Annotated in this window: 22 protein-coding genes; 7 read left to right on the forward strand and 15 right to left on the reverse strand. The window is 43.9% G+C overall.

Features of this window, described 5'->3' with window-relative positions:
- Nucleotides 1-25 precede the first annotated feature (25 nt).
- The 3 genes from IGJ12_RS13295 (at nucleotide 26) to IGJ12_RS13305 (ending at nucleotide 2,149) form a co-directional block, all read left to right on the forward strand.
- Nucleotides 26-274: a helix-turn-helix domain-containing protein gene (locus IGJ12_RS13295; protein WP_077451962.1), complete on the forward strand. Its 249-nt coding sequence runs from the start codon at nucleotides 26-28 to the stop codon at nucleotides 272-274.
- A 176-nt stretch (nucleotides 275-450) separates the two neighbouring features.
- Complete coding sequence (locus IGJ12_RS13300; RefSeq protein WP_429969696.1) at nucleotides 451-1,386, forward strand: ABC transporter ATP-binding protein; 936 nt, start codon at nucleotides 451-453, stop codon at nucleotides 1,384-1,386.
- On the forward strand, nucleotides 1,379-2,149 hold the full coding sequence (locus IGJ12_RS13305; RefSeq protein ID WP_005228499.1) for an ABC transporter permease: 771 nt from the start codon (nucleotides 1,379-1,381) through the stop codon (nucleotides 2,147-2,149). Before IGJ12_RS13300 ends, IGJ12_RS13305 begins: the two co-directional genes overlap by 8 nt.
- A 52-nt stretch (nucleotides 2,150-2,201) precedes the next feature.
- On the opposite strand, the gene IGJ12_RS13310 is transcribed toward IGJ12_RS13305, so the two are convergent.
- Nucleotides 2,202-4,031: a glucose PTS transporter subunit IIA gene (locus tag IGJ12_RS13310; protein ID WP_008380669.1), complete on the reverse strand. Its 1,830-nt coding sequence runs from the start codon at nucleotides 4,029-4,031 to the stop codon at nucleotides 2,202-2,204.
- A 290-nt stretch (nucleotides 4,032-4,321) separates the two neighbouring features.
- Here IGJ12_RS13310 and IGJ12_RS13315 point away from each other — a divergent pair, with 290 nt between their 5' ends.
- Nucleotides 4,322-5,521, forward strand: a complete 1,200-nt coding sequence (locus IGJ12_RS13315) for an enolase C-terminal domain-like protein (protein WP_086297948.1) — start codon at nucleotides 4,322-4,324, stop codon at nucleotides 5,519-5,521.
- A gap of 94 nt (nucleotides 5,522-5,615) precedes the next feature.
- Here the strand turns inward: IGJ12_RS13315 and IGJ12_RS13320 are convergent, their stop codons facing one another.
- The 5 genes from IGJ12_RS13320 to IGJ12_RS13340 all read right to left on the reverse strand — a co-directional run bounded on the left by IGJ12_RS13320 (nucleotide 5,616) and on the right by IGJ12_RS13340 (nucleotide 10,866).
- Nucleotides 5,616-6,323, reverse strand: coding sequence for a GntR family transcriptional regulator (locus IGJ12_RS13320; protein ID WP_101699311.1), 708 nt, complete (start codon nucleotides 6,321-6,323; stop codon nucleotides 5,616-5,618).
- Nucleotides 6,320-6,646 (reverse strand): MGMT family protein, encoded by a 327-nt coding sequence (locus tag IGJ12_RS13325; protein WP_429969694.1) that lies wholly within the window; start codon nucleotides 6,644-6,646, stop codon nucleotides 6,320-6,322. Before IGJ12_RS13325 ends, IGJ12_RS13320 begins: the two co-directional genes overlap by 4 nt.
- 139 nt (nucleotides 6,647-6,785) lie before the next feature.
- A complete protein-coding gene (gene uxaC / locus IGJ12_RS13330) occupies nucleotides 6,786-8,174 on the reverse strand; it encodes a glucuronate isomerase (RefSeq protein WP_430619114.1) in 1,389 nt (462 codons plus the stop codon).
- A gap of 16 nt (nucleotides 8,175-8,190) precedes the next feature.
- Entirely contained in the window at nucleotides 8,191-9,267 is a 1,077-nt protein-coding gene (gene uxuA, locus IGJ12_RS13335; protein ID WP_061053189.1) for a mannonate dehydratase, read from the reverse strand.
- Between the two features lie 3 nt (nucleotides 9,268-9,270).
- Complete coding sequence (locus tag IGJ12_RS13340) at nucleotides 9,271-10,866, reverse strand: mannitol dehydrogenase family protein (protein ID WP_086316519.1); 1,596 nt, start codon at nucleotides 10,864-10,866, stop codon at nucleotides 9,271-9,273.
- 188 nt (nucleotides 10,867-11,054) lie between these two features.
- Here IGJ12_RS13340 and IGJ12_RS13345 point away from each other — a divergent pair, with 188 nt between their 5' ends.
- On the forward strand, nucleotides 11,055-11,723 hold the full coding sequence (locus IGJ12_RS13345) for a GntR family transcriptional regulator (protein WP_005234106.1): 669 nt from the start codon (nucleotides 11,055-11,057) through the stop codon (nucleotides 11,721-11,723).
- Between the two features lie 97 nt (nucleotides 11,724-11,820).
- Here the strand turns inward: IGJ12_RS13345 and IGJ12_RS13350 are convergent, their stop codons facing one another.
- Both IGJ12_RS13350 and IGJ12_RS13355 read right to left on the reverse strand, forming a co-directional pair.
- Entirely contained in the window at nucleotides 11,821-12,657 is an 837-nt protein-coding gene (locus IGJ12_RS13350; protein WP_005234105.1) for a YitT family protein, read from the reverse strand.
- A gap of 58 nt (nucleotides 12,658-12,715) precedes the next feature.
- Nucleotides 12,716-13,636 (reverse strand): cation transporter, encoded by a 921-nt coding sequence (locus IGJ12_RS13355; RefSeq protein WP_008380653.1) that lies wholly within the window; start codon nucleotides 13,634-13,636, stop codon nucleotides 12,716-12,718.
- 325 nt (nucleotides 13,637-13,961) lie between these two features.
- On the opposite strand from IGJ12_RS13355, the gene IGJ12_RS13360 reads away from it, so the two are divergent.
- Nucleotides 13,962-14,753, forward strand: coding sequence for an L-threonylcarbamoyladenylate synthase (locus IGJ12_RS13360; RefSeq protein WP_176273425.1), 792 nt, complete (start codon nucleotides 13,962-13,964; stop codon nucleotides 14,751-14,753).
- 107 nt (nucleotides 14,754-14,860) lie between these two features.
- Here the strand turns inward: IGJ12_RS13360 and IGJ12_RS13365 are convergent, their stop codons facing one another.
- Complete coding sequence (locus IGJ12_RS13365) at nucleotides 14,861-15,178, reverse strand: hypothetical protein (RefSeq protein ID WP_086316521.1); 318 nt, start codon at nucleotides 15,176-15,178, stop codon at nucleotides 14,861-14,863.
- 514 nt (nucleotides 15,179-15,692) lie between these two features.
- Here IGJ12_RS13365 and IGJ12_RS13370 point away from each other — a divergent pair.
- Nucleotides 15,693-16,010 (forward strand): RNHCP domain-containing protein, encoded by a 318-nt coding sequence (locus IGJ12_RS13370; RefSeq protein ID WP_008380645.1) that lies wholly within the window; start codon nucleotides 15,693-15,695, stop codon nucleotides 16,008-16,010.
- Between the two features lie 208 nt (nucleotides 16,011-16,218).
- On the opposite strand, the gene IGJ12_RS13375 is transcribed toward IGJ12_RS13370, so the two are convergent.
- From IGJ12_RS13375 to guaD, 6 genes are all read right to left on the reverse strand, one after another.
- Nucleotides 16,219-17,988, reverse strand: coding sequence for an ABC transporter ATP-binding protein (locus tag IGJ12_RS13375; protein WP_430619115.1), 1,770 nt, complete (start codon nucleotides 17,986-17,988; stop codon nucleotides 16,219-16,221).
- 2 nt (nucleotides 17,989-17,990) lie between these two features.
- Nucleotides 17,991-19,700, reverse strand: coding sequence for an ABC transporter ATP-binding protein (locus IGJ12_RS13380; protein WP_077451992.1), 1,710 nt, complete (start codon nucleotides 19,698-19,700; stop codon nucleotides 17,991-17,993).
- A 244-nt stretch (nucleotides 19,701-19,944) separates the two neighbouring features.
- Entirely contained in the window at nucleotides 19,945-20,331 is a 387-nt protein-coding gene (locus tag IGJ12_RS13385) for an MmcQ/YjbR family DNA-binding protein (RefSeq protein ID WP_034872119.1), read from the reverse strand.
- Between the two features lie 287 nt (nucleotides 20,332-20,618).
- Nucleotides 20,619-21,236: a LysM peptidoglycan-binding domain-containing protein gene (locus IGJ12_RS13390; RefSeq protein ID WP_008380639.1), complete on the reverse strand. Its 618-nt coding sequence runs from the start codon at nucleotides 21,234-21,236 to the stop codon at nucleotides 20,619-20,621.
- Between the two features lie 328 nt (nucleotides 21,237-21,564).
- Nucleotides 21,565-22,848, reverse strand: coding sequence for a uracil-xanthine permease family protein (locus tag IGJ12_RS13395; RefSeq protein ID WP_016612741.1), 1,284 nt, complete (start codon nucleotides 22,846-22,848; stop codon nucleotides 21,565-21,567).
- Nucleotides 22,849-22,888: 40 nt separating this feature from the next.
- Nucleotides 22,889-24,253 (reverse strand): guanine deaminase, encoded by a 1,365-nt coding sequence (guaD, locus tag IGJ12_RS13400; protein WP_061053193.1) that lies wholly within the window; start codon nucleotides 24,251-24,253, stop codon nucleotides 22,889-22,891.
- Nucleotides 24,254-24,447 lie beyond the last annotated feature (194 nt).

A 24,447-nucleotide genomic window follows, 5' to 3' on the forward strand; every position in this document is an offset into this window, starting at 1 on the left:
CGATTTTTTTAAGGAGGACCGCAAAGTGACATTAGAAGAAGCTTTTTTATTAGACACCTTGCGATGCCGCTTCAAATTTTTAAGAGAAGAACGCGGATTGAGCCCAAAAGAAGTATGCCAGCATCTCGATGTGCCTTACCCCGATTACACCTTATACGAAGCAGGCGATCGCTTACCCGATGTATTGACGCTGTTACACGCAGCTTCCCTCTATAATGTCTCTGTCGATTACTTACTAGGACAGACAGAACGACCAGAACGGTATTTATGCTAACAAACGACTTTATCGAAAAAACGATCAAACGGTCGTTTTTTCTTTTGCCTCTTTCCCACTTTTCATCGATTAGCAACAATTGTTATCTAATCAAATGAAAAAAATCAAATCATGCGGTTCTTCTTGAAAAAAAATGATAGAATAAACCATCATACATAGAAGGAGTTCAAACAAACATGACCTATGCACTAGAACTAACCGATTTACGCAAAGTCTATACCACCGGCGTTGAAGCGTTGCGGGGCATAAATTTGAAGGTGGAAGAAGGCGACTTTTATGCCTTGTTAGGCCCTAACGGCGCTGGAAAGTCCACCACCATCGGCATTATCACCTCTCTTGTCAATAAATCTTCCGGAAGCGTCAAAGTCTTCGGCTACGATTTAGACAAAGAATTGGTCCAAGTCAAACAACAGATTGGTTTGGTTCCCCAAGAATTCAATTTCAATCCCTTTGAAACGGTCCAGCAGATCGTGGTCAATCAAGCTGGGTATTATGGTGTCCCCCGCAACGAAGCCATCAAGCGCAGCGAAAAATACTTGAAGCAGTCGAATTTGTGGGAAAAACGCAATGTTCGTGCGCGGATGCTGTCGGGCGGGATGAAACGCCGTTTGATGATCGCTCGTGCCCTGATGCATGAACCACGGTTATTGATTTTGGATGAACCGACGGCAGGTGTCGATATCGAATTGCGTCGGGAAATGTGGAGCTTTTTGCGGGAGCTGAACCAAAATGGCACAACGATCATTTTGACGACCCATTATTTAGAAGAGGCGGAAATGCTTTGCCGCAACATCGGGATCATTCAATCTGGTGAACTGATCGAAAACACCAGCATGAAATCCTTGTTGGCAAAACTGCAATTTGAAACCTTTCTTTTTGATATCGCACCGATCAAACAAGCACCAACGATCACTGGATATCCGATCCAAATGGAAGATGAACAGACCATCGCCGTTGAAGTCGCTCGAGACCAAGGCGTCAACGATCTTTTTGCTCAATTCAGCCAGCAAGGGATCAATGTCCTCTCCATGCGCAACAAATCCAATCGCTTGGAAGAACTATTTTTGAAAATCACCGAAGAAGCACACGAAGCGGAGGAAAACCATGTTTAGTCTTTATTTTACAGCCTTAAAAAGTTTAGCGGTCAAAGAGACCAACCGCTATTTAAGGATTTGGGTGCAGACCCTCGTCCCACCCGTCATCACTACTTCCTTATACTTCATTATCTTTGGGAAAATGATTGGCAGCCGCATCGGCGAAATGGGCGGCTTTTCTTATATGGAATTTATCGTTCCTGGGCTGATCATGATGTCGACGATCACCAGCTCTTACTCCAATGTGTCTTCTTCCTTCTTTTCACAGAAGTTTCAAAAAAACATTGAGGAACTCTTAGTGGCGCCGGTTCCTACTCACGTCATCATTTGGGGCTTTGTCTTTGGCGGACTTGGCCGTAGTATCTTGGTGGGCACATTGGTGACCATCATTTCCCTTTTCTTCGTGCCATTACATGTGTATTCTTGGGTCATCGTTGTCTTAACCCTAGTCATGACCGCCATCTTATTTTCATTAGCAGGGTTGCTAAATGGGATCTTCGCCCAATCCTTTGACGATGTTTCCATCGTGCCAACCTTTGTTTTACAACCATTGACCTATCTTGGAGGCGTCTTTTACTCCATCAGCATGCTGCCGCCGATTTGGCAAACGATCTCCAAAGTCAACCCGATCGTGTATATGATCTCTGGTTTCCGCTACGGCTTTTTAGGCACCATCGATGTCCCAATTTTCCTATCCATCGGTATTTTGGTCTTGTTCATTGTTGTCTTATACAGCGTATGCTGGTACTTGATCCAAAAAGGCCGCGGGCTGCGTAGTTAATTGCAATAAAAAAAAGATGAACTTCATTAATGAAGCTCATCTTTTTTTTTTATTAGGCATTCAAAACGACTTTTTCCAGCAATGCACCGGCTTGGTGTCTGCCTTCTAAATCAGTACTTCCAGAAAATTGCTGCACGCGATCCATGTTGGTGATCAAAACGATCACCATGGTTTCTTTGCCTTGCTGCTTGATATAAGGTAGATCCATTTGTGCCAGTTTGGTTTGCGGAGTGACTTGCTCCCCAGCTTTGACAAAGACATCAAAGCCTTGTCCGCCAAGTGAGACTGTATCGATCCCCATATGCACAAGAACTTCAACGCCGTTTTGGGTTTTGATCCCGACGGCATGTTTTGAAGGGAACACAGTGGTGACTTCGCCACTGACCGGTGCAAAGATTTGCCCATCTTGTGACTCGATGGCATAGCCTTCTCCCATCATTTTCGTTGAAAAAACTTCATCTGGTACATCTTCTAATGGGACATATTCTCCATGGGTCACGGCATGCAGATCCACTTCGTTGGTGTAACGATCGCCTTCGGCTGCTTGATTTGGTACCAAGAACCAGCTCATTGCAAAGGATAAGCCGATTGCCAAGATGATCCCTAAAACAGCATAGATAAAGTATTCCCCAATATAGGCTGGCAAACTAAAGATACTTGAAAGAATATATCCATAAATCCGAACACCGAAGAAACTGATGAAGGCAGACGCCACAGAACTACCAACTGTTGCTGCGATAAAGGCTTTTTTATACTTCGACAAAATCCCGAATAACGCAGGTTCTGTGATCCCTAATAAGCCAGAAACCGCCGAAGATAGAATGATCGATTTTTCTTCTTTGGTTTTGACTTTGAAATAAATAGCTGCTGTTGCGCCGGTGATTGCCATATTTGCCATAAACATCATTGGCATCAACATGTCATACCCTTGATTGGCGAAGTTTTGCAAAGCGATCGGGGTCATGGCATGATGCAATCCCGTGAAGATTGCAATTGGTCGAATCGCCCCTACCACAATTCCTGCTAAGACAGGCGAGATAGTGAATAAACCAGCCACGCCAGCAGCCAGTAAGTTTCCTAGATGGATACTGATTGGGCCAATGACCGTTAATGTCAAGATACCAGCGACAAACAACGAAATCGTCGGTGTAAACACGGTACGCAGCACTTGTGGTAAGAGTTTATCGACCCAACGGTAAATATAACTGAGCGCCAGCACGGCAAAGATAATGGGAATCACTGTTCCTGCATAGTTAAAGACGGGTACTGGCAGTATGCCGAACAAGCGAAAGGCGGAAATACTTCCTTCGGCTACCGCATTGGTCATCGTTGGAAATTGCAGCGTTGCCGCGATTGCGATCGCTAAATATTGATTGGTTTTAAAAATCCGAGCGGCTGAGGCAGCAACAAAAAATGGCAAGAATGTAAATACGCCGCTCGCGATCATGTCGATCACTAAATAGGTGTCTGTTTGATTAGAGATGACATTCAAAGCCACCAATCCAGCCATTAATCCTTTGATCATTCCTGCGCCAGCGATAGCTGGAACGATCGGACCAAAAACGCCAGAAACGGTATCCATAAATAAGGAAACGGCCCCTTTTTTCTCTGATGTTCCCCCTTGGTTCGCTTCATCAAGACCTAATTCTTTGGCTAAAGGTGCATAATAATCAGCAACATCCGTTCCTATCACTACTTGCAGCTGATTGCTTTGATATTTTGTTCCTACGACTTTGGGTGTTTTTTCTAACGCCGCATAGTCGACTTTCTTCTCATCCTTTAAATCAAAACGCAAGCGAGTCATACAGTGCCATGCATTGTTGATATTTTCTGATCCGCCAACATCTTTAATAATCTGTTTTACGATGTCTTCTTTGGTCATCTTTTTTTCCCCCTGTTGTTTGCTAACGGTCCTGATCCTTTTGACGGGCGCCCTTTCAGGTGTTTCCGTTTTCACACACATAGTAGCATGCTCACACATACTTGTAAAACCAGTCCTTTTTTGATAAAAACAGAATAAAAACGCTATATATCAACGTTTTATTATAAAAAAGTAAAAAATTGGACTGGTTTTATGGTGTATATCTAGTTTTTATTAGACCAAATTGACAGCGGTTGCCAAGCATGTTTCAATGGCTATAGCAACTAGAGACAAAAATTGGAGTGAATGAAATGACACCAACGATCATCACCGACGTCAAAGCCTTTGCGATCAAACCTGATCGCCATAACCTTGTTGTCGTTAAAGTAGAAACGAACAAAGGCGTATCTGGGTTAGGCTGCGCAACCTTCCAGTTTCGCCCACTAGCCGTAAAAACCGTCGTTGACGAGTATTTACGCCCCCTCTTACTTGGCCGCGATGCCAATCAAATCGAAGATCTTTGGCAAGTGATGAATGTCAACTCTTACTGGCGGAATGGTCCGATCACCAACAATGCCATCTCAGGAGTCGACATGGCTTTATGGGACATCAAGGGACAATTAGCCGATATGCCATTGTATCAACTGTTAGGTGGAAAAGCGCGTACGGCGATTCCCGCCTATACCCATGCCGTGGCAGATAATCTCGAAGGCCTTTATCAAGAAATCGATCGCTTCTTGGCTGAGGGGTATCGCTATATCCGTTGCCAATTAGGCTTTTATGGTGGAAATCCTAGCCAACTGCAAACACCCGATCAGCCCATCGCTGGTTCCTATTTTGATCAAACAGACTACATGGACACAACACTGAAAATGTTTGCTGCGATCCAAGAACGATACGGCAATCAATTTCAAATGCTGCATGACGTGCATGAACGGCTGCATCCAAACCAAGCGATTCAATTTGCAAAATCCGCTGAACCTTTTAATCTCTTTTTCCTAGAAGATATTTTGCCGCCGGATCAAAACAAGTGGTTGCAGCAACTCCGCAGCCAGTCGGCGACCCCGATCGCGACCGGCGAATTGTTCAATAATCCGATGGAATGGCAAGAGCTAGTCAAAAATCAACAGATTGACTTTATGCGTGCCCATGTCTCACAAATCGGTGGGATCACGCCAGCATTGAAATTGGCTCACTTCTGCGATGCGATGGGCATTCGGATCGCTTGGCACACGCCGTCTGATATCAGCCCTGTCGGCTTAGCCGTCAACACCCATCTAAATATCCATCTGCACAATGCCGCGATCCAAGAAACGATTGCGATCCCAGCAAATACCCAGTCGGTCTTTGGTGGCAGTCCGCAACCTGAAAACGGCTATTTTTATCCGATCGAGAAAAGTGGGATCGGAATCACGTTCGATGAAGCAGCAGCTGCGGAATTTCCCGTGGTTTACCGTCCTCATGAATGGACCCAGAGCCGTACACCAGACGGCACATTGATCACTCCTTAAACACAACAAAAGACATCCCCTGTCCAACCGACAGGGGATGTCTTTTGTTCTTTCTGGATAAAAAAGACGCAACTGGCACATTTGCTTTTCCAAATCAATCGATGCGTGAGCGATGGATCTCACGGTCAAAGGGACGGATGTAGGTCACGGCATAATCAATGGCAACGATATTGCTGAACTCATACACGCGGCCGTCTTCTAAAATCGCCCGATTGCTGATCTGCATTGCCGGCGTCCCCCGCTTGCACAATAAAATGCCCGATTGAGCGGTCGATGTGGTGATGGGGGTATAGCTGGTGATGTAGTGGGAAATACGGTACCCGCAGCTTTCGACATAGCGTTGGATCGAGTGCTCCACGATTTCCTGTGTCAATTCGGGAAATAGGCTGACGGGCAATTTAGAGGTTTCCAGCTGTTCGATTTTGTAATTGACGATCCGCACTCGTTCAAAGGTCCAGACTTCCTCGTCTGGGCCTATTTGGAAAATCTGCTGTTCATCCAACGTTGCTGCCTCCTTATTCAAGGAAATCATTTTGGAATGGATGCGGTCATAAGGAGTGCGGGTCAAGGAATTAAAGATCATTGGGTTTTTGACCCATTTTTCATGGATAAAAATCCCTGAACCTTGTACCACTTTGACGATCCCGATCTCTTCAAGGTTTTTGATTGCTTGCTGGATCGTAAACCGAGAAACGCCATAGGTTTGCGCAAGGGTTCTTTGGTTGGGTAATTTGCCGGCAGAAAATTCTTCCTGATAGATTTTACTCAACAGATCTTGCACGATAAATTCACGTTTTTTCATAATGGCTCCTTCATTTGAGCGGGAGCGATCTCGCTCATGGACCAACTGCAAGCCTTCATATCGATACGACCACTGGCTTTGAAGACCACCCCTTCATCGACGAGTGCTGCTTTTCGCCCATTGGCGGAGGAACCAACTAAGACGCCATCTGCCCGCACGACTCGATGAGCAGGGACATCCTGAGGACTCAAGCGCATCGCTCGACCGACTGCTCGCGCGCCGTTGATTTGTCCCAATTTCCACGCAATCTGACTATAGGAGACGACTTTACCAAAAGGGATCTGCCGCGCCAGCGCATAGACTTCTTCATAGAATGGATTCATACTGTTCGCTCCTTCTTTGATTCTTTCTATCATAGTACTGGATTCCCTGCCAATAGTAAATGAACAGACGCAACTTTAGCAATAGCCATCCAAACACTCGATTCCTTCTCTAGCAAGCCAAGAACGAATCGAGTAGTCATTAGTTTGGAAAATCAAAGTAGGTTTTCGCATTGTGATATGAGATATCTGCGACGATCTGCCCTAAATATATTTCATCTGCTGGTAGTTGTCCGTCTTCTACCCATTCACTGATCACCTGACACAAAATCCGCCGGAAATACTCGTGGCGTGGATAAGACAAAAAGCTGCGAGAATCCGTCAGCATGCCGACGAAGTTTCCAAGAATCCCGCCTTCTGCTAGGGTCGTCAACTGATATCGCATACCAGAATACGTATCATTGAACCACCAAGCAGAGCCTAATTGCAGCTTGCCTTTGCTCTCTTCTTGGAACGCCCCCATCAGCGCAGTCAACACTGGATAATCTTTGGGGTTCAGTGAATACAAAATCGTCTTCGGCAATAAACTTTCCGCCTGAAGCTGCGCCAATGTCCGACTTAAGCCGCTCACTAGACGATCGTCCCCCATCGCATCACCGCCGCTATCAGGTCCTAGTTGTTGGAAAAGTTTTTGATTGTTGTTGCGAGTCGCCATCAGATGCAATTGCGCGGTCCAGCCTTGTTTCGCATATTGGCGCATCAAGTCAATCAGCAAGCCGGTTTGAAACTGTCTGATTTCTTCATTAGTCAGTGTCTCAGTGGTCAAACGCTTTTGAAAAATCGCTTCAAGTGCAGCGCCATCATAAGCTTCCTCTCCAAGACGTGACAGACTGTGATCTGCTAAACGACAACCTTGTTGCTGGAAGTAGGAAATACGCACTGTCAATGCTTCAACCAGCGTTTGATAGCTAGTGATTTCTTTGCTCGCAGCTGCAGCCAATTGCTTAAGGTACGCTGGAAATTCTGGATTCTGCAGATTGATTGCTTTGTCAGGACGAAAGGTAGGATACACGTCAAAGGATTCTTCTGCCAGCTTTTGATGATACGTCAACGAATCAATGGGATCATCCGTCGTACAGATCACCTCAACAGCCATCTTTTTGATCAGCCCTCGTGGTGAAAATTCCTTCGTTTGCAGCTGTTGATTGGCTTTTTCCCAAATGCTTGCTGCATTGGCTGGTGTCAATCGCTCATCAATACCAAAGATTCGCTTCAATTCCAAATTGGTCCAGACATATAATGGATTGCCAATGCAAGCCTCCAAGGTCTGCGCCCAAGCACAGAATTTTTCGTAGTCGTCAGCATCGCCAGTGATCAAAGATTCTGCAACACCATTGGCACGCATCAAGCGCCATTTGTAATGGTCCCCCGCCAGCCACGCTTGGGTGAGATTGGTGAAGTTTTGGTTTTCGAAAATCTCTTTCGGCTCTAAATGGCAATGGTAATCAATGATCGGCTGCTTTTTTGCATACTCATGGTACAACTGTTTGGCAAAGCTGTTTTTCAAAATAAAATCGTCAGTTAAAAACATTTCTTCGCTCCTTTTCTTAACGCCCCACGCTCTTGTCGATGGCTTCCCACAACCCTAATAAGTAGGAAGCGCCGATCGCCCGATCATACAAGCCATAGCCTGGACGTCCCGTTTCTCCCCAGATCATTCGCCCATGATCTGGTCGAATGTAGCCGTCAAAGCCATTTTTGTACATCGCTTCTAGGATCTGATACATGTCTAATGAGCCTTCAGAGGAGAGATGCGGTGCTTCATAAAAGTCTTTGTCATTGCCCAAGTATTGAATGTTACGAACATGGGCAAAAGGAATCCGATCCCGGCGACAAAACTCAGCCAAAATCTCATAGACATTATTGGCTGGGTCTTCGGCGATACTGCCAGTACAAAGTGTGATACCATTTGACGGACTGTCGACCACGTTGCAGACCCAATCCAAATCATCGCGGTTTTTAACGATACGCGGCAGACCAAAAATCGAATAGGGAGGATCATCTGGATGAACAGCCATCTTGATGCCGACCTCTTCACAGGTGGGAATAATGGCTTTTAGGAAGTAAGCAAAGTTTTCTCTTAATTTGTCATCATCGACATCCTTATACGCAGCAAACAATTCTTTGACATGTGCCAAACGTTCTGGTTCCCAGCCTGGCAAGGTATAGCCAGAGCTTGACTCCTCAACTTCTTTGACGATCTCTTCTGGGTCTTTGTCAATCCCTGCTTTTTCAAATGCCATCGTAGAAGAACCGTCGGCTAAGCGATAATCGAGATCCGTTTTGATCCAATCGAAAATCGGCATAAAATTATAGCAGATCACTTCGATCCCATATGCTGCCAAATTACGAATCGTTTTTTTGTAGTTTTCGATATACAGGTCTCTCGAAGGCAAGCCAATCTTGATGTCATCATGAATATTGACGCTTTCGATCACCTTCAGGGAAAGGCCAACTGCTTCGACTTCTTCCACGAGCGCCTTGATCCGTTCTTTCGGCCAAACTGCCCCAGCAGGCAAATCAAAGAGTGTGCCGACGATGCCTTTCATTCCAGGAATTTGACGGATATCTGCTAACTTGATTTTATCGTAGTCTTTTCCATACCAACGAAATGTCATTTCCATTTTTTATTCGATCCCTTCTACTGTTTCATGTAATGTTTTACGGACTGCGCCGGTTCCTGCCAGCATCTTAGCGAACAAGTGACCCACCTTTTCAGTGATTCCTGCTTGATAGAGATCCAAACCAAAAATCTGCGGATTTGCTAAGATTGGTCGAATGATCCCTTGAACATCGGCGGCTGTCCCTAACTGACACTCACGTAAAATCTCTTGTAATTCTGCTAAGAGGGGATCAGGACTTGGGCCAAATGGATGGCCTTCATCATCGATCGCTAATAGATAACGCAACCAGCCTGCAATCGCTAAGGGAATGAAAGTCAGCTCAGAAGCCGAGCCTTCTTTCTTCACATACTTTTTGATGGTTTCGCCAAAACGGATGGCGATTTTCTGTGAGGTATCTGCGGCGATCCGCTGTGGAGTGTCAGGAATCAGGGGATTGGGTAAACGAAGGCCCACCACCTCATCGATAAATTTCTTTGGCTGAATGATCTCAGGATCTTCCACTACCGGCAAGCCTTCACGATAGCCGATTCCTTTGATCAAAGCAACAATATCTGGATCGGTCATTTCCGCAGCAATAGATGTATAACCGAGTAAACAGCCGAACAAACTCATTGCGGTATGCAGTGGATTCAAACAAGTTGTGACTTTCATACTATCGGTTTTGTCGACGATCTCTCGACTCGTCAAGATCACCCCCGCTTTATCCAAATTCGGGCGACCATTTGGAAAATCATCTTCAATCACCAGGTAATGAGTCGTCTCTGTGTTAGCAAACGGAGCGATATTCGTTCCTTTATCGGTACGGATGACTGGCAGCTGCTCGATCCCAGCTGCTGCTAATTCTTCTGCAACTGCTGTTGAAGGATTTGGCGTGATCCGATCGATCATTGACCACGGAAACGTCACCTGCGCGTTGTTTTCTAAGTATCGGACAAACGCTTCTGAAACATGCCCCAGCTTTTGCCATTCTTTTGCAATGGTGACAATCGCCGTTTGGAAACGGAGCCCATTTTGCGAAAAATTATCGGTGGAAACCATAGCGATCGGAAGTGCCCCTGATTGAAAACGATCCCATAAAAAGCTAGCCAAAATGCTCATTGTATGGTTGACCTGATGGGGACCCGCAGCGAGATCCGCTTGTACGACAGGTAAAAATTTCCCCTGACTGTCTTTTAAGCCATAGCCTTTTTCTGTGATCGTTACGGTAACCAACTGTAGTGACGGCTCCTGAAATACTTTGCGTATTTGCTCATAACTCGCAGCACGGGAAGGATGGCAATAATAACTAGCCGCCGTTGACTGGAGCAATTTTTTCTCCAACCGTCCCCCTTCATGCATGACCACTTCTAAAATATCATTCTCGTAAGGGGCATATACTTGATCAATCACCTGTTCATCAAAGGTTTCACAAACTACGATTCCTTTTGTCAGCGCTTGTTGATCGATCAACGTTTGGGCTACTTCTGCGTGAAATGCCCGATACAAATTTCCCCCACCAAAGTGTAACCATTGAAACTGAGTATCTGATTGATCCGTCACTTCTTTGGGAACGATCGGCATCGTAACTCCTGCCTGCTTCAAGGCAGCAAAATCAAACATCCTACTTCCTCCTTTTTCTTAAAACTGATATATTAGTATTCTAGTTCATTCTATACTGAATTGCAAGCCTTTACAAAAGGTTATTCAACTTATATACTAGTTTTATTACTCAAAACTATCCCTAGGCACCTTCCTTCAGAGTTTTTCTTTAGAAGGTAATTGAATGCCTGATACAGAAAGAAGCGTTTATGTTGAACCCTACAAATTTTCAATCACAAGCTTATGAATCAATCAAAGAGTTGATTTTAACCGCCAAACTGATTCCCGGTCAAAAAATATCTGAAAAGGAATTGGAGCAACGGCTAACCATTGGCAGGACGCCGATCCGTGAAGCAATTATTCGTCTGCGCCGTGAAGCACTGATCCATGTCGTTCCCCAAAGCGGCACCTATATTTCTAAAATCAGTATCAAACAAATTGAAGAAGCTCGTTTTGTCAGAGAGACGCTTGAAAAAGAAGTATTCGTAGCGGCCTGCCAAGCCATTACAGAAGAGCAGCTGAAAGAACTAGAAAAACTCGTTATTTTGCAGCGGACCTATGCCCAATTGAAGGATGAAATCGAGTTTTTCCAACTCGACGAGGCCTTCCATCAGTTGATTTATAAAATCGCCGACAAAGAAAATGTCTGGAATTGGCTACAAACGATCAATCTGCCTTTAAATCGCTTCCGCTTCTTACGTTTAGAGGTGGAGGAATTGTCTTGGGAAATTATTTTGCGGGATCACGAAGAAATCTTAGCCACTTTAAAAGAAAAAGACCAAGCCAAAATTGCTCCCTTGGTCGGACAACACATTGATGTCATTGATAACGATTTGATTTTTGTGGAAAAGGCCTTTCCCGATTACTTTACGGAGTAAAGCTATTTGAAAATCATGGACCTTAAAAACCACCCTCGTCGAGTAGATTGCCTACTTGACGAGAGTGGTTTCATACGCTGAACAAGCGAGAATACGCTCATTCGATTGGGTGATAACTAAAGCCTTGGCCCAGTACTTCTGAGACATTATTGACGATCACAAACGCTTTTGGGTCAATGGTCTCAATGATTTGTCTGATCTGCATAAATTCTTGGTCGCTGGCCACGATCAACAGTACTTGTTTGTCTGCTTGCTGGTAGCCGCCTTGGGCAGCCAATAGTGTGGCACCACGAGCTGTTTTATCAAAGACTGCTTCTCGAATCTCGTTCACGTGGTTCTCACTTAAGATCATGATGGATTTCTTCCGGTTAAAGCCCGTTTCAATGTAGGTCATCACACCAGAGGTGATCACGATCGATAATATCGCAAACAAGAACTCTTCAAACCCGAAAACGAACAAGTTCATGGAGACCACGATCGCATCGGTCGCCAGCAAGCCAATCGCTGGATTCAAATTAAAGTATTTCTTGAAAATCAGCGGTGGAATCGTTGTGCCACCGCTAGAAGATTGATTTTTGTACAAAATCGCTACTCCTAAAGCAAAAATCGCACTGCCAAATATCACGGAAAGCAGCCGATCTTCAGCCACCATATATTCTGGGACTAAAGCAATTGCTACTGGAAAAGCAAAACTACCATAGAGGACTTTCAAAAAAGGCCCCTTCCCTAAAAAGGCATAGGCAAGAATAAGCATGAGAATATTCAAGACCATGATCACAGCCGCTCGATCCCAACCGAGGGCTGACTCTAATAAAATACCGATTCCGCTGACACCGCCAGCTGCCACATGATGCGGGCCTAAAAATAAATTGATGCTTGCCGCTAACAAGAAAAGTGCTGCGGTGATTTTTCCATAGGTTTTCAGAATTGTCATTTGTTTCCTCTTTTCTCTGTCATTTTCACGGTTTATTCAAGCCGCTTTGCAGCCATTCTTACTCCTCACTATACGCCCATTTGATGTCACCGACAAAATTTATGTTTAGCCAGAGGGAATAACCGGAAATCTGTTGGCTGATTGCTTGATTCAATCGTTCTCGCAAGGGATCTTGCCGCCCAACTGTATCGAGAGGTGTTGCAGGTAAAATCACCACATCTAATTCCACAATGACTTGATTGCCGACTTTGGCGGTACGTAACACAAAGTCCACCACTTCTTCTGCGCGCAGTTCTTTTTCAACGATCGTCATGATGGACTCTCGTAGTTCTTCTTTCGGAGTTGAAGAAGTCAATTCCAGAATGGCCGCTTTCAACTCTTTAATCGAAAGCTGAATAAAGAACAAGGTGATCCCGATGGAGATGATTGGGTCGACATACATCGCGAAATTTCCATAGGGACTGGCTTGAATCAGCCATGACACAAGAAATGAACCGACGACACCCAGACTAAAGAAAAAGCCGAAACGCCATTGTTCTAGTTCTACCCAGTAAAAGGGATGAGTCAGTGGTTTCTTTTTTAAGTACAAGTAAAAAGAGAAACAGTAGATCGTACCAATCAGCGAGAAATACAAACCGATTGGATCAATCATGCCATCACTGACGTGTAATAAACTAAAAGCAGATTCAATGACTCCATAAATTGAGATCAGCAAGATGATACTATATTGAATAAAAACAACCAACGGCATCAACGCTTCTTTGCCGAATGGGAAACGTTCAAAGTCTTGGGCTTGGATATATTTTGCCACATACAAAGCAATCAGTGACATCACTGCACCAATCAATGTATAAACACCATCTAACAAGAGGACGTTATAACTGACCAGTAACCCAAAAAGCAAGGCACCGCCGCCATAAATACTCCCAGCGACAATCGATGCCAACAAAAGCTTGCGTATTTTTTTCTTTTCACTCATGATACTCCTCTTTCTTTTTTTCAAAAAAACTATCAATTTGATTGCATTCTTCTATCTATAAGCCTATCTTCCCATATAAATAACATAAAAAACAGTCAATTTTTTCATACAAAGCGGAAAAAAATAGTATTGCTGTCAATCATTCACTCTATTCTCTAGTGATGCATATTCGATCTTTCTATTCCACTCTTTTTACATTCTGGTGTAAATCCCCTTGACTACGCGGATTGATTCCCTTATCATCAAGGGTAACCATATTCAATCAGAATTTTCAGAATATTCCGTTATATTTTTCATAACGGCGATTCATTGGAAGACAGGGAGGATGAAGAGAGTGAATGAAGCAAAACAAGTCCCATGGACAGGAGAACCAAACCAACGAGCGATCAACTATTTGAATGAAGAAGGCAAAGTGATCGTCTGCCCAACCAAAGTCGGCTATATCATTGCCGTCTCTGATAAAAAAGGGCTGGAACGCAAGTTTTCAGCAAAGAATCGCAAGCGTAACAAACCAGGCGTCGTTCTTTGCAGCTCATTGGAGCAGCTACATGAATTAGCCGAATTAAATGCGGAAACCGCCGCCGTTTATGAAACGTGTTGGAACAATGACGTGTTATTCGGTGCGATTTTGCCTTGGAAAGAATCAGGAAAAGCCTATATCCCAAAAGATGGTTCAGAAGAATTGATGACGGACGTTCGGGGAACCAGCTGTTTCGTGATCAAATTCGGTGTCCCTGGTGAGCAGATCTCAAAAGAACTTTGGGATCAAAAAAAGAAATTGCTTTTCGCCAGCTCAGCGAACCCTTCAGGCAAAGGAAATCGCGGACTTGTTGAAGGGATCGGCGAACAAATCGCGCAAGAAGCCGATCTGATCATCGAAGGCAACGACTATGTTGCATCGATCCAACCAGACAAAACGCTGGAAACCCGCTATGAGCAAGGAGTCATGGTTTCTTTCGTTGACCAAGACGGCAACTTGATTCCAGAGCAAGGAGACCAACGCTCCATCACGCCAGCACCTGTCTTGATCCGTAAAGGACTCGATGTTGAAAAAATCCAAATGTACCTTTCTGATCACTTCAACTCATGGGACTATCGCCACGGGGAGTATTATTAATCTTTCATCGTCAACAAAGAACCGAAGAACCAGCTAACGGCCCTCCTTTTCAAGGAAAAACGCTCAGCTCGTTCTTCGGTTTTTCAATAGAAAAAAATACTTTTCTTCTATCGTGTTTCTTTCAAAAGCTGAATGATCTGTGCCTGTTGTTTGATGATCGTATCTTGTTGCTTGATTTTAATCCAGTTTTGATCGATTTGGATAGCTGCTCCAAGGTCTTTGTAACTGAGTTTGGGGATCTCCATGAACAGTCCGCGGTGAGCAGCTAAGTCATTAAAAATCTGAACAGACAGACCCTCACTCAATTCATGAACCTCTTTTTCTACAATATACTGGTTGATCAGGTCTTCTACAGTCAAACGCTTTTTTCGTTTCTTGCCTTGTGTGCCATTCGAATTTTCAGATTTCTTGTTCGTACCAAACATTTTTGTTCTCCTTTCGTTAGGTCATCCTTCCTCCATTTTGTGATTCCGTGTCTCTTCTTCAGTGACCAAAATAAAATTGAGAGAAACCTACATACGAACATTTTGTCATAAAAAAGCATTATAATCTACATTTTGTTGTTTTTAAAGATAAAAAAGGAGGTAAATTACGATCGGATTTTCTCTGTCATAGAATTCCAACTCTATTTCTGCTATAATCCCCTCATAAACACATAGGAGGGACTCTATGAAAAAGCATTCCTCAATTGCTTTCTAGGGGACGACGCCAATGACAGTGACTTTGGACTACACTTACTGCTGGGTTGTGGGCTGCCGCAACACAGTGCTTAGCACAAAACGAAAAAACTAAGCGTGGTACGGATTGCGAAATCGCATGAAGCTGGAAGCAGAAGTAATCGTTACGGACGGTGAATGTGTCCCTAGCCAAAGAAGCCTGATGAAGAACGAACGGAACCCTTTTCTCTCAAAAGAAATCATTCTTTTGGAGGAAAGCAAAATGAGAAAAGGTGAAAATACGACCTTTGTTTGTAAAAACTGCAGTACGCCTGTGGCACCCTTGACCAATGGTTCTTACCGCAACCATTGTCCCCAGTGTCTCTACTCGTTACACGTGGATATTCGCCCGGGTGATCGTCAAAATACTTGCCATGGCCTGATGCGACCCATCGATTATCGCCAACATTCCAAAAAAGGCTATCAGCTGCTGCATCAATGCACTCGCTGCAAAAACCAGCAGTGGAATATCGTGGCACAGGATACGCAACAGCCTGACCATTTTATTGAGTGGTTGGCTCAAACCGCTGCGTATCACTAAACAGCCAAAGAAGACCATGCTTCAGGCTGGTCTTTTTTGGTAATCAGAACAACGGCCCCCTTATACCACTAACTGCTCATAGACATTGTCGTCATAAGAAGTGCTTACTTTAACCTAAAAAAAACAGCTCGCTGTCTCGTCGATTGGTTGACGAAATCAGCGGGCTGTCCTGCTAGTGTCTTCTTGATGATTTTACGTTGGTTTGCGCTTATTCAAAAACGAATTGATTGTGATACAGTTCCGCATAAAAGCCGTCAGCCGCCACCAATTGATGGTGATTGCCTTCTTCAATGACTTCGCCGTCCTTTAAGACAACGATGCGATCGGCATTCAAAATCGTCTTCAAGCGATGGGCGATCACAAAACTGGTTCGTCCTTTGATTGCTTCATCCATTGCTCGTTGAATTTTCGCTTCGGTCACGGTATCAACATTACTGGTGGCTTCATCCAAAATCAACAATTCTGGATTGGTCAAAATCGTTCGGGCAATACTCATCAATTGTTTTTGACCAGTACTGAAAAGATTATTCTCTTCGGTGATCTCCGTGTCATAGCCTTTTTCCAACGTCATAACAAACTCATGGATATTGGCTTGTTTCGCTGCTGCAATGACTTCTGCTTCGGTCGCTTCTGGTTTCCCAAAAGCAATGTTTTCACGAATCGTCCCTGAGAACAGCACGGATTCTTGCAAAACGATTCCCACTTGAGAACGCAGCAGATCCAAGTCTAGCTCCCGGATGTCGATGCCGTCAAAGGTCACAGAACCACCATTCACATCATAGAAGCGATTCAACAAGTTCATGATGGTCGTTTTTCCTGAACCAGTCGGTCCGACCAATGCGACCATTTCGCCTTTGTTGACCGTGATCGACACATCTTTTAGGACCAATTTTTGACTGTCATACCCAAAGTCCACATGATTCAAAGCAACCGCCTCTTTGATGCCCTTCACTTTGATCCCGTCTTTTGGTTTGACCTCATCAGGTTCATCAAACATTTCATTGATTCTGCGCGCACCGGTGATCGCCAACTGAATCATGCTGTAACCAGAAGAGATCTGCATCAATGGTTGGTAATACTGCTGCGAATACTGGACAAAGGTCACAACTAATCCTAAAGCAACGGAACGTTCTAAGTCACCGTTCAATGCTAACCAGCCACCAAAAAAAATCACGATTGCCGTGTTCAACAAGGACATCCCTTGCATCAAGGGGAAAAGCAGCCCAGAGTAGACTTGCCCTTTGTAGGTAGCTTCCCGGACTTGTTGGTTGTGGACCAGAAAACCATTGATGGTTTCTTCTTGCAGTCCATTGGTGATGATGATTCGTTGACCACTGATTTTTTCATCGATATAGCCGTTTAATTTTCCGACTTCATCTTGCTGCAGATCGACATATTTGCGGGCTTTTTGGATCACGATCACCGCGATCAACACCGCAATCGGGGTAGAAGCAATCGTTGCCCATGCCAATTCAACGTTTTGACGGAACATCATGATCAAGATCCCCACCATTAAGACTACATTGGTCAGCACTTGCAACAATGCTTGGTTCAGACTGTTTTGGATGTTATCCAAGTCACTGGTGAAACGGCTCAAAATATCACCGTCTTGATGAGAATCAAAGAATTTGATCGTCAATTTTTCCAGTTTATTAAATAAACCGATCCGCATTCTGTTGGTTGATTTCCCCACCACTTGCGTGAACAAGATACTATAGACAAAATTGGCTGCACTGGCTAAGACATAAAAAATCAACAGTTTCCAAATGATCGATAGAAAAGCCGATTTATCATCGACCCCTTGCATCAAACCGCCAACATAATTCGCCAATTCCTGGAACGCTTCTCCGATAAAGACTGGCGCTTGTACTTGCAGATACGTTGCCAGAATCACCGTCACAAAAATGAATAGAAACGACCACTTGTATTGTTTTAAGTAATGGTAGAAAAATTTACTCGCTTTGAACAAATCTGTCATGGTTACTCCTCTCCTTTCTGTGTTGCGAAGATTTCTTGATAGATGGCATTGTTATTGGCTAAAAATTCATGGCTTCCTTCACCAACCAAACGTCCATTATCTAAAACGAAGATGCGGTCGGCTTTCACAACAGAGGCAATCTTTTGCGCGATAATGATTGTTGTCGTGTCTTTTAATTGTTTTTCAAACGCTTCGCGAACCAATTTTTCCGAACGAGCATCTAATGCACTCGTACTATCATCCAAAATCAAAATTTTCGGTTCACCGATCACGCCTCGAGAAATCGATAAGCGTTGCTTTTGTCCTCCAGAAAAATTGCTGCTGCGCTCGGAGACCGGCGCTTCAAAACCCGCTGTCAATTTTTGAATAAATTCGCTGGCTTGAGCGATTTCTGTTGCGCGAGACATCTCAGACTCTGAGGCATCTTTTTTCCCTTGCCGTAAGTTTTGGGCAATCGTTCCTGAAAAGAGGATCGCTTTTTGCAAGACAAAGGCGACCGTTTTACGCAAGCTTTGTTCATTGACTTCTTTTAGGTCAACGCCGCCAACCCGCACGACACCTTCCGTTGGGTCAAACAAACGGGGAATCAGCTGCGCCAGTGTTGATTTGCCGGCACCAGTCGCTCCTACGATCCCAATCATTTCGCCAGGTTTGATGGTAAAACTGATAGCCGTTAGGGCATTTTTTTCATCCCCAGGGTAACGGAAGCTGACGTTTTCAAAAGCGACACTTCCAGACAATTCTTGTTCTGGGACATCTTGGTATTGCAGATCCGGTTCGGTATCTAGAATCTCTTTGATCCGTTTTAGCGAAACTGCAGCCCGTGAAGTCATCATCATCATCATGCCGCCGATAATGATCGCCATCATAATTTGCATCAAATAATTCATGAATGAGGCAATTCCCCCAATCAAGGTTGGGTCATCTTTCGCTAGATCACTGACAAAGAAAATCGCGCCGACCACTGCTAAGTTGGCCGCCAGCATAAAGGAGGGGATCATTACAGAGAACAGGGTTCCTACAATAATATTATGCTTCGTTAACGTTTCACTGACTTTGGAAAAGCCTTGCAGTTGGTTGTCTTCTTGAACAAAAGATTTCACCACACGAATCCCCATCAAATTTTCTTTGGCAATCCCATTGATTTTGTCGATCAAGTTCTGGATGATCATAAAGTGTTTGCCCATCCGTGTAAAGGATAGTGCCGTAATCACTAGGACAGCGATAATCAGTAAGACGATGATCCACCACAGTTGCGGCATGGTTGTCATCGCCAAAATGAAGGCACCGATAAATAAGAACGGGATCCGAAACAACGATTGTAGCGAGATCATCACTAAGTTTTGAATTTGCGTGATGTCATTGGTCAAGCGCACCACAAGATTTCCCGCTGAGAAGGTTTCGATATTTCCAAATGAGAATGTCTGGATTTTCCGAAACATCTCTTCTCGAATATCGGCACTAACGCCTTGCGCCACTTTCGCAGAAAAAACCGTGTTGATGATCCCTGCAACAAGTCCTAGCAATGCTAGCCCAATCAACTGCACACCAATTTTTTTCATTTCATCATTGTTTTCAGTAATAATTGATTCTAGCACTTGCTGCAAGAGCTTTGGCTGCCATAATGCAGCAACGACCATTAAAATGACCGATAATAAGGCAATGCCAGTTGCCGCTTTGTACTTTTTGACATGGCGTAAGACCAGATCCATATACGTACCACTCCTTTGTGTTTAGCAGAAAAGACTGCCAAAAAATTTCGGTTGCACAACAATTTACCATGGATCACGACTAGAAACAAGCGAACAAATAAAACAAAAAGAGCTTTCATGAAAGCTCTTTGAAAATATTGCATAAATGTTGGCGAAAATAACGAATAATAAAGGGATTATGATGATCCTCAAGAGGGTCTTCCTTATTTTCTGGCGCTAAATCTTTGACTTACGATTCGCTGTTTTACAGCTCACTTTTTTGTTTTTTTGTCAGTTTTTGTTTGACTAGATCGTAGGAAACCAAAATCATTTGTTCGATGTTTTCTTCCATCAAGGCATCAGATGCCAACTTGATGGTATTCCAATGGGTCTTATTGGCATAATACCCCGGAATGATGACGTCAGGAAATTGCTCTCGCAGCGTTTCGTTGACCTCGGGCAGATTTTTCAAAGTCAAAAATGCTGTTTCTTCTGCTTGCGGACTCATGATCCCAAACTGTTTTCCTACTAAATCAAAGTAGATTGCATCCCAATCTTCGCGGTAATAGACTTTGGCTCCCGGCAAGCCTTCCCCAAATGCTTGAAATCGCTGCATTTTTTGTGCAATTTTTTCTTCAATCGATGTACTCATTGTGTTTCCCTCACTTTCTACTATCAAAACCATCATTTTCTGTCTCAATTTTGACAGATTGAATCGCTTTCTGCTCTATTTCCTACTATTATACATGGTTGCCGTGTAAAAAGGGATTTTTTATCAATGGCATGTTGCCTGAAAATGACTCTTGAGAGTTGCATGCGGCGTTACATTCATTCATCTCTCTCAGAAGATACAAAAAAACCCTTATCAGCGAGTAAGATGTACTCGCCAATAAGGGCAATTGATTACTAGATGTCATGGACAAGATTCATTTTAGAATCTTAGTACCAACCATTTGCTTCCCAGAATGCTTTGGCAGCAGACCAAGAACCATAACGTGATGCAACATATTCATCGGCAACCTTTTCTTGGTTAGCAGCTGAATAGTCACCATTTAAGTAAGAGTTGGTTAATTGGTAACGGCCGTAGTATTGTCCGTTTGTCGCTGTGTAAGAACCACCAGATTCTTTGTTTGCGATCCATTCTTTTGCTGAAGCTTCTGAGCCGCTAGCTGAAGAGCTGTAGCTTGAGCTGCTTTGTGTGCTTGCAGCAGCAGATTGTGTGTTGCTTGATTGTGAAGCTGCTGGTTCACTTGGTTGTTGTACACTTGCTGCAGCAGTCGTGTTTGCAGATTCTGTATAAGTGGCAGTGCCATCTGTAGGGATGATCAATGCTTCCCCAACAAAAATCAAGTTTTTATCAGCAATCTCGTTTGCTTCAACGATCGCATTGATCGTATCATCAGAGCTATAACCGTAAAAGTTAGTAGCGATTGTTGATAATGTATCACCAGATTGAACAGTGTATTGTTCGTCTGCAAAGGCGTCTTTCCCACCTAAGAAAAGGCCGAAACCGGCAAGGACAGCTGTACTAAGTAAAACAGTTTTTAAAGACTTCATATAATTAAATCTCCTTCTTTGAAACTCATTTTGCGTCATTTGAGATGACTCAAGCGCATAAACAAGTCTAACACCGAAGAATATTTCATAGGTAAAGAAATCATTACAGATGATTACGAAAACGACAGTTGCCTTACGTTTCGTAAGAATTGAAAAAGACTATCATATCAAGCTTTTCTCTGCTGTAATTTTTAACATTACAGTTATTTTGTTTCTAGGTAAACCAGTTAACCTTAGAAAACCTTTCCTATATTACAAAAAACCCTCTTTTTACACAGATTTGTAACAAAAGAAGGAACGAGACAAGGTCTCATTCCTCATTTACTTCCTATTTTTTCTTCACTGGGATCAATTTATTCATGACGATCGCCGCAATAGCGCTTAAAGCAATCGGTGAATCTAATAAATATTGTAAGAATTGAGGCGCAGATTCTTTGATTTCTGCTGGCATAAACAACAAGCCGATGGCAATAATCAATGGTACCCCGATAATATACAACTCACGCTCGGAAAACTCTTCATTCTTAATGACCCGAAAGCCGCTCAACAAAATAATGACACAGACGACCGCGAACACGCCGCCGATGACAGCAGAAGGTACTGCGTGAATCAAGGCTGAAAGTTTTCCCATGAAGGACAATAGGATAAACCAGACGGACGCCATCACAAAGACTTTTTTACTAGCAACCCCGGTGATCGAAATGATCCCTGCATTGGTAGAATAACCAGTTACAGGTGTCGTTCCAACTAAGGCGGCAACCAAGCAGCCTAACCCTTCACCGATCACGCCTTTATTGATCTGTTCATCCGTAACAGGTTCTTCTGTCACAGAACTGACCGCGTACCAAGTTCCTGTTGTTTCTGCTAGGAGAACCATATAGATCACTAGCATCGTTAAGATCGCTGAAACATCAAAATGCAGGCCATAGTTTAGAAATACCAGTTTTGGCAGGCTAAAGAAAGAAGCATCCGCCACCGACTGAAAATCAACGCCTCCCATAAAGGAAGCAATCACGGTACCGATAACCAAAGCAATAATGACCGAACTGATTCGGAAGTATTTTCCCATTCCTGGAAAATAATCGCCTAACATGGAAAACAAGATCAAAATCGCCGCAGTAATCGCAGCCAACAACATGTTTTGATTGGCACTTAGTGTTTCAGTGGCAGGATAGATATTGCTAGTAAAGGCCGTTGGCAACAGCGTCAAACCAACGATCATGATGATCGTTCCACTGACGATCGTAGGAATAAAATGACGAACGATATACTTATAGATTCCAGTAAAACCTAGTAAAATGACTGCTGCGGCACCAACGATGCTGGCTCCTAACACCGTGTCCATGCCGTTGGCACCAAAATAAATACCGATGATCGCTCCAACGGGGACAAAGGACGGCCCTTGACATACGGGTAATTTCAAGAAAAAGAGGACTTGGATCAAAGAAGCGATCCCTGCTCCTAAAAAGGTCGATTGGATCAAACCTGATGCGTCTGAAGAGGACATCGCCACCGCCGTTGCGATAATAAATGGCGGCACATACACGTCCATTGCCAACACATGCTGTAATCCTAAAAGTACTGCTTGACCAAAGGGAATGTCTTCATTCATTCCGATCGTTAAATGTTTGTTTTTCGTTGATTCCACTGTCTCATTCTCCTCGTTTTTCGTGTACTTTTTTTCCTTGGACCCAGACTTGGCGAATATTTTGCATCGTTGCTAAGTACAGGATTTTTTGTAATCTTGCTTCGGGTGAAGTAAACACACCGAAGTCAGGCAAAGGATTTTCTTTTTGTCGCGTATCGATCACTTGCACATCAAACGCATACCCTTCTTTGATGACACCTACTGGTAATTTTAGTGCCTCACCGCCGCCTTTTGTCGCCAATGAGAACGCATCGATCACGGATATACGAGAATCAGCTACTCCTCGTGTGTTTTGAGGAAGCGTGACATCCACGCCATCTTCTAACATTCTCGAAGACATCACAGCTTGTTTGATGTTGTCATACAAACTCGGTGAAAAACCGCCGGAGATATCCGTTCCTAAACCAATCGTGACCCCTTGTTCTTTCAAGCGCTTGATTGGGATCACGCCATTGGCAAAGTAGGCATTTGAGATGGGACAGTGCGCAACTGCGGCGCCGGTTTCGACAAAACGGGCGCCGTCAGCTGGGCTGATGAAATTGCCATGAGCCATCACTGCTTTTTCACGCAACAAGCCAAAATCTTGCAGCACTTCGGTATCCGTTTTACCAAATCGTTCTTGAACAAAGTCATGTTCCCATTGCCCTTCACTGCAGTGGGTCTGAACATGGACATCATATTTTTGAGCCAATGCGCCTAACCCTGCCAAGCCTTCATCGGTACAGCTGGGGACAAATCGCGGAGTGACCACAGGATAAACGCCTTGAGGTGCGGTCTTTGCGATTGCTTGTACTTCTTGAATAAAACGTTCTGTATCCGCTAATGCCTCTTCTGTTGACGCATCCCGATAAAAAGCAGGATTGGCTTGAGGATCGTCCATAACGACTTTTCCGACTAATCCCCGTTGACCAAGAGCGGCACAAGTCTTCGCCAATTGAAGACTCGCTTCTAGATGGATCGTTGCAAAATAAAGAACCGTTGTCGTTCCTCTTGCCAATAGCTGTGCCACCAAATCTTGATAGACAGCTTTGGCAAATGCTGGATCGGCATATTTTGCCTCCAGCGGAAACGTGCATTCATCTAACCAGACATTTAACGGTTCATCTAACGCGATCCCTGCTTGCGGCCATTGCGGTGCATGGACATGCAGATCGACAAACCCTGGTAAAAAGCACTGGCCTTCAGATAAAGCCTGAAGATTCTCTGATGCTTTTGCCAGCTCTGCCTCATACCCTTGATCTGTTTTGGCAGTGACTTTCGTGATGATCCCTGCGTCATCGACTTGAATCAAAGCTTCTTCTATATATTCTAGTTTTCCATCAGTTGGCGTATGGAAAACATCTCCTTTAAAATAGTGAATGGTTGCCATTTGTTTGATTTCCCCCGTTCTCTAAGACATTGTCAGGAAAAAGCCGTTCATTTAATGTTCCTTTTTCACTAACACGATGTTCTTATTTTAACGCTATTCGAAAATAGTGCAATAAAATTCACTATCATAAAGAAAGATAAAACGATAAATGTTCGGTTTTTATGCGATTTCAAAAAAAGACACCGTCTAGAAAT

Source organism: Enterococcus sp. DIV0802b (assembly GCF_050543535.1).
In the GTDB taxonomy this organism is placed as follows: Bacteria; Bacillota; Bacilli; order Lactobacillales; family Enterococcaceae; genus Enterococcus_D; species Enterococcus_D entomosocium.

What these genes read in the sequence shown, in the direction of transcription:
- IGJ12_RS13315 (WP_086297948.1), top strand. Translation starts at nt 4,322, where the DNA reads ATGACACCAACGATCATCACCGACGTCAAAGCCTTTGCGATCAAACCT.
- IGJ12_RS13300 (WP_429969696.1), top strand. Translation starts at nt 451, where the DNA reads ATGACCTATGCACTAGAACTAACCGATTTACGCAAAGTCTATACCACC.
- IGJ12_RS13320 (WP_101699311.1), bottom strand. Translation starts at nt 6,323, where the DNA reads ATGAAAAAACGTGAATTTATCGTGCAAGATCTGTTGAGTAAAATCTAT.
- IGJ12_RS13395 (WP_016612741.1), bottom strand. Translation starts at nt 22,848, where the DNA reads ATGAATGAAGACATTCCCTTTGGTCAAGCAGTACTTTTAGGATTACAG.
- IGJ12_RS13325 (WP_429969694.1), bottom strand. Translation starts at nt 6,646, where the DNA reads ATGAATCCATTCTATGAAGAAGTCTATGCGCTGGCGCGGCAGATCCCT.
- IGJ12_RS13350 (WP_005234105.1), bottom strand. Translation starts at nt 12,657, where the DNA reads ATGACAATTCTGAAAACCTATGGAAAAATCACCGCAGCACTTTTCTTG.
- uxuA (WP_061053189.1), bottom strand. Translation starts at nt 9,267, where the DNA reads ATGGAAATGACATTTCGTTGGTATGGAAAAGACTACGATAAAATCAAG.
- IGJ12_RS13365 (WP_086316521.1), bottom strand. Translation starts at nt 15,178, where the DNA reads ATGTTTGGTACGAACAAGAAATCTGAAAATTCGAATGGCACACAAGGC.
- IGJ12_RS13380 (WP_077451992.1), bottom strand. Translation starts at nt 19,700, where the DNA reads ATGGATCTGGTCTTACGCCATGTCAAAAAGTACAAAGCGGCAACTGGC.
- IGJ12_RS13340 (WP_086316519.1), bottom strand. Translation starts at nt 10,866, where the DNA reads ATGTTTGATTTTGCTGCCTTGAAGCAGGCAGGAGTTACGATGCCGATC.
- uxaC (WP_430619114.1), bottom strand. Translation starts at nt 8,174, where the DNA reads ATGTTTTTAACTGACGATTTTATTTTGAAAAACAGCTTTGCCAAACAG.
- IGJ12_RS13355 (WP_008380653.1), bottom strand. Translation starts at nt 13,636, where the DNA reads ATGAGTGAAAAGAAAAAAATACGCAAGCTTTTGTTGGCATCGATTGTC.
- IGJ12_RS13390 (WP_008380639.1), bottom strand. Translation starts at nt 21,236, where the DNA reads ATGAAGTCTTTAAAAACTGTTTTACTTAGTACAGCTGTCCTTGCCGGT.
- guaD (WP_061053193.1), bottom strand. Translation starts at nt 24,253, where the DNA reads ATGGCAACCATTCACTATTTTAAAGGAGATGTTTTCCATACGCCAACT.
- IGJ12_RS13345 (WP_005234106.1), top strand. Translation starts at nt 11,055, where the DNA reads ATGTTGAACCCTACAAATTTTCAATCACAAGCTTATGAATCAATCAAA.
- IGJ12_RS13370 (WP_008380645.1), top strand. Translation starts at nt 15,693, where the DNA reads ATGAGAAAAGGTGAAAATACGACCTTTGTTTGTAAAAACTGCAGTACG.
- IGJ12_RS13360 (WP_176273425.1), top strand. Translation starts at nt 13,962, where the DNA reads ATGAAGAGAGTGAATGAAGCAAAACAAGTCCCATGGACAGGAGAACCA.
- IGJ12_RS13385 (WP_034872119.1), bottom strand. Translation starts at nt 20,331, where the DNA reads ATGAGTACATCGATTGAAGAAAAAATTGCACAAAAAATGCAGCGATTT.
- IGJ12_RS13305 (WP_005228499.1), top strand. Translation starts at nt 1,379, where the DNA reads ATGTTTAGTCTTTATTTTACAGCCTTAAAAAGTTTAGCGGTCAAAGAG.
- IGJ12_RS13310 (WP_008380669.1), bottom strand. Translation starts at nt 4,031, where the DNA reads ATGACCAAAGAAGACATCGTAAAACAGATTATTAAAGATGTTGGCGGA.
- IGJ12_RS13375 (WP_430619115.1), bottom strand. Translation starts at nt 17,988, where the DNA reads ATGACAGATTTGTTCAAAGCGAGTAAATTTTTCTACCATTACTTAAAA.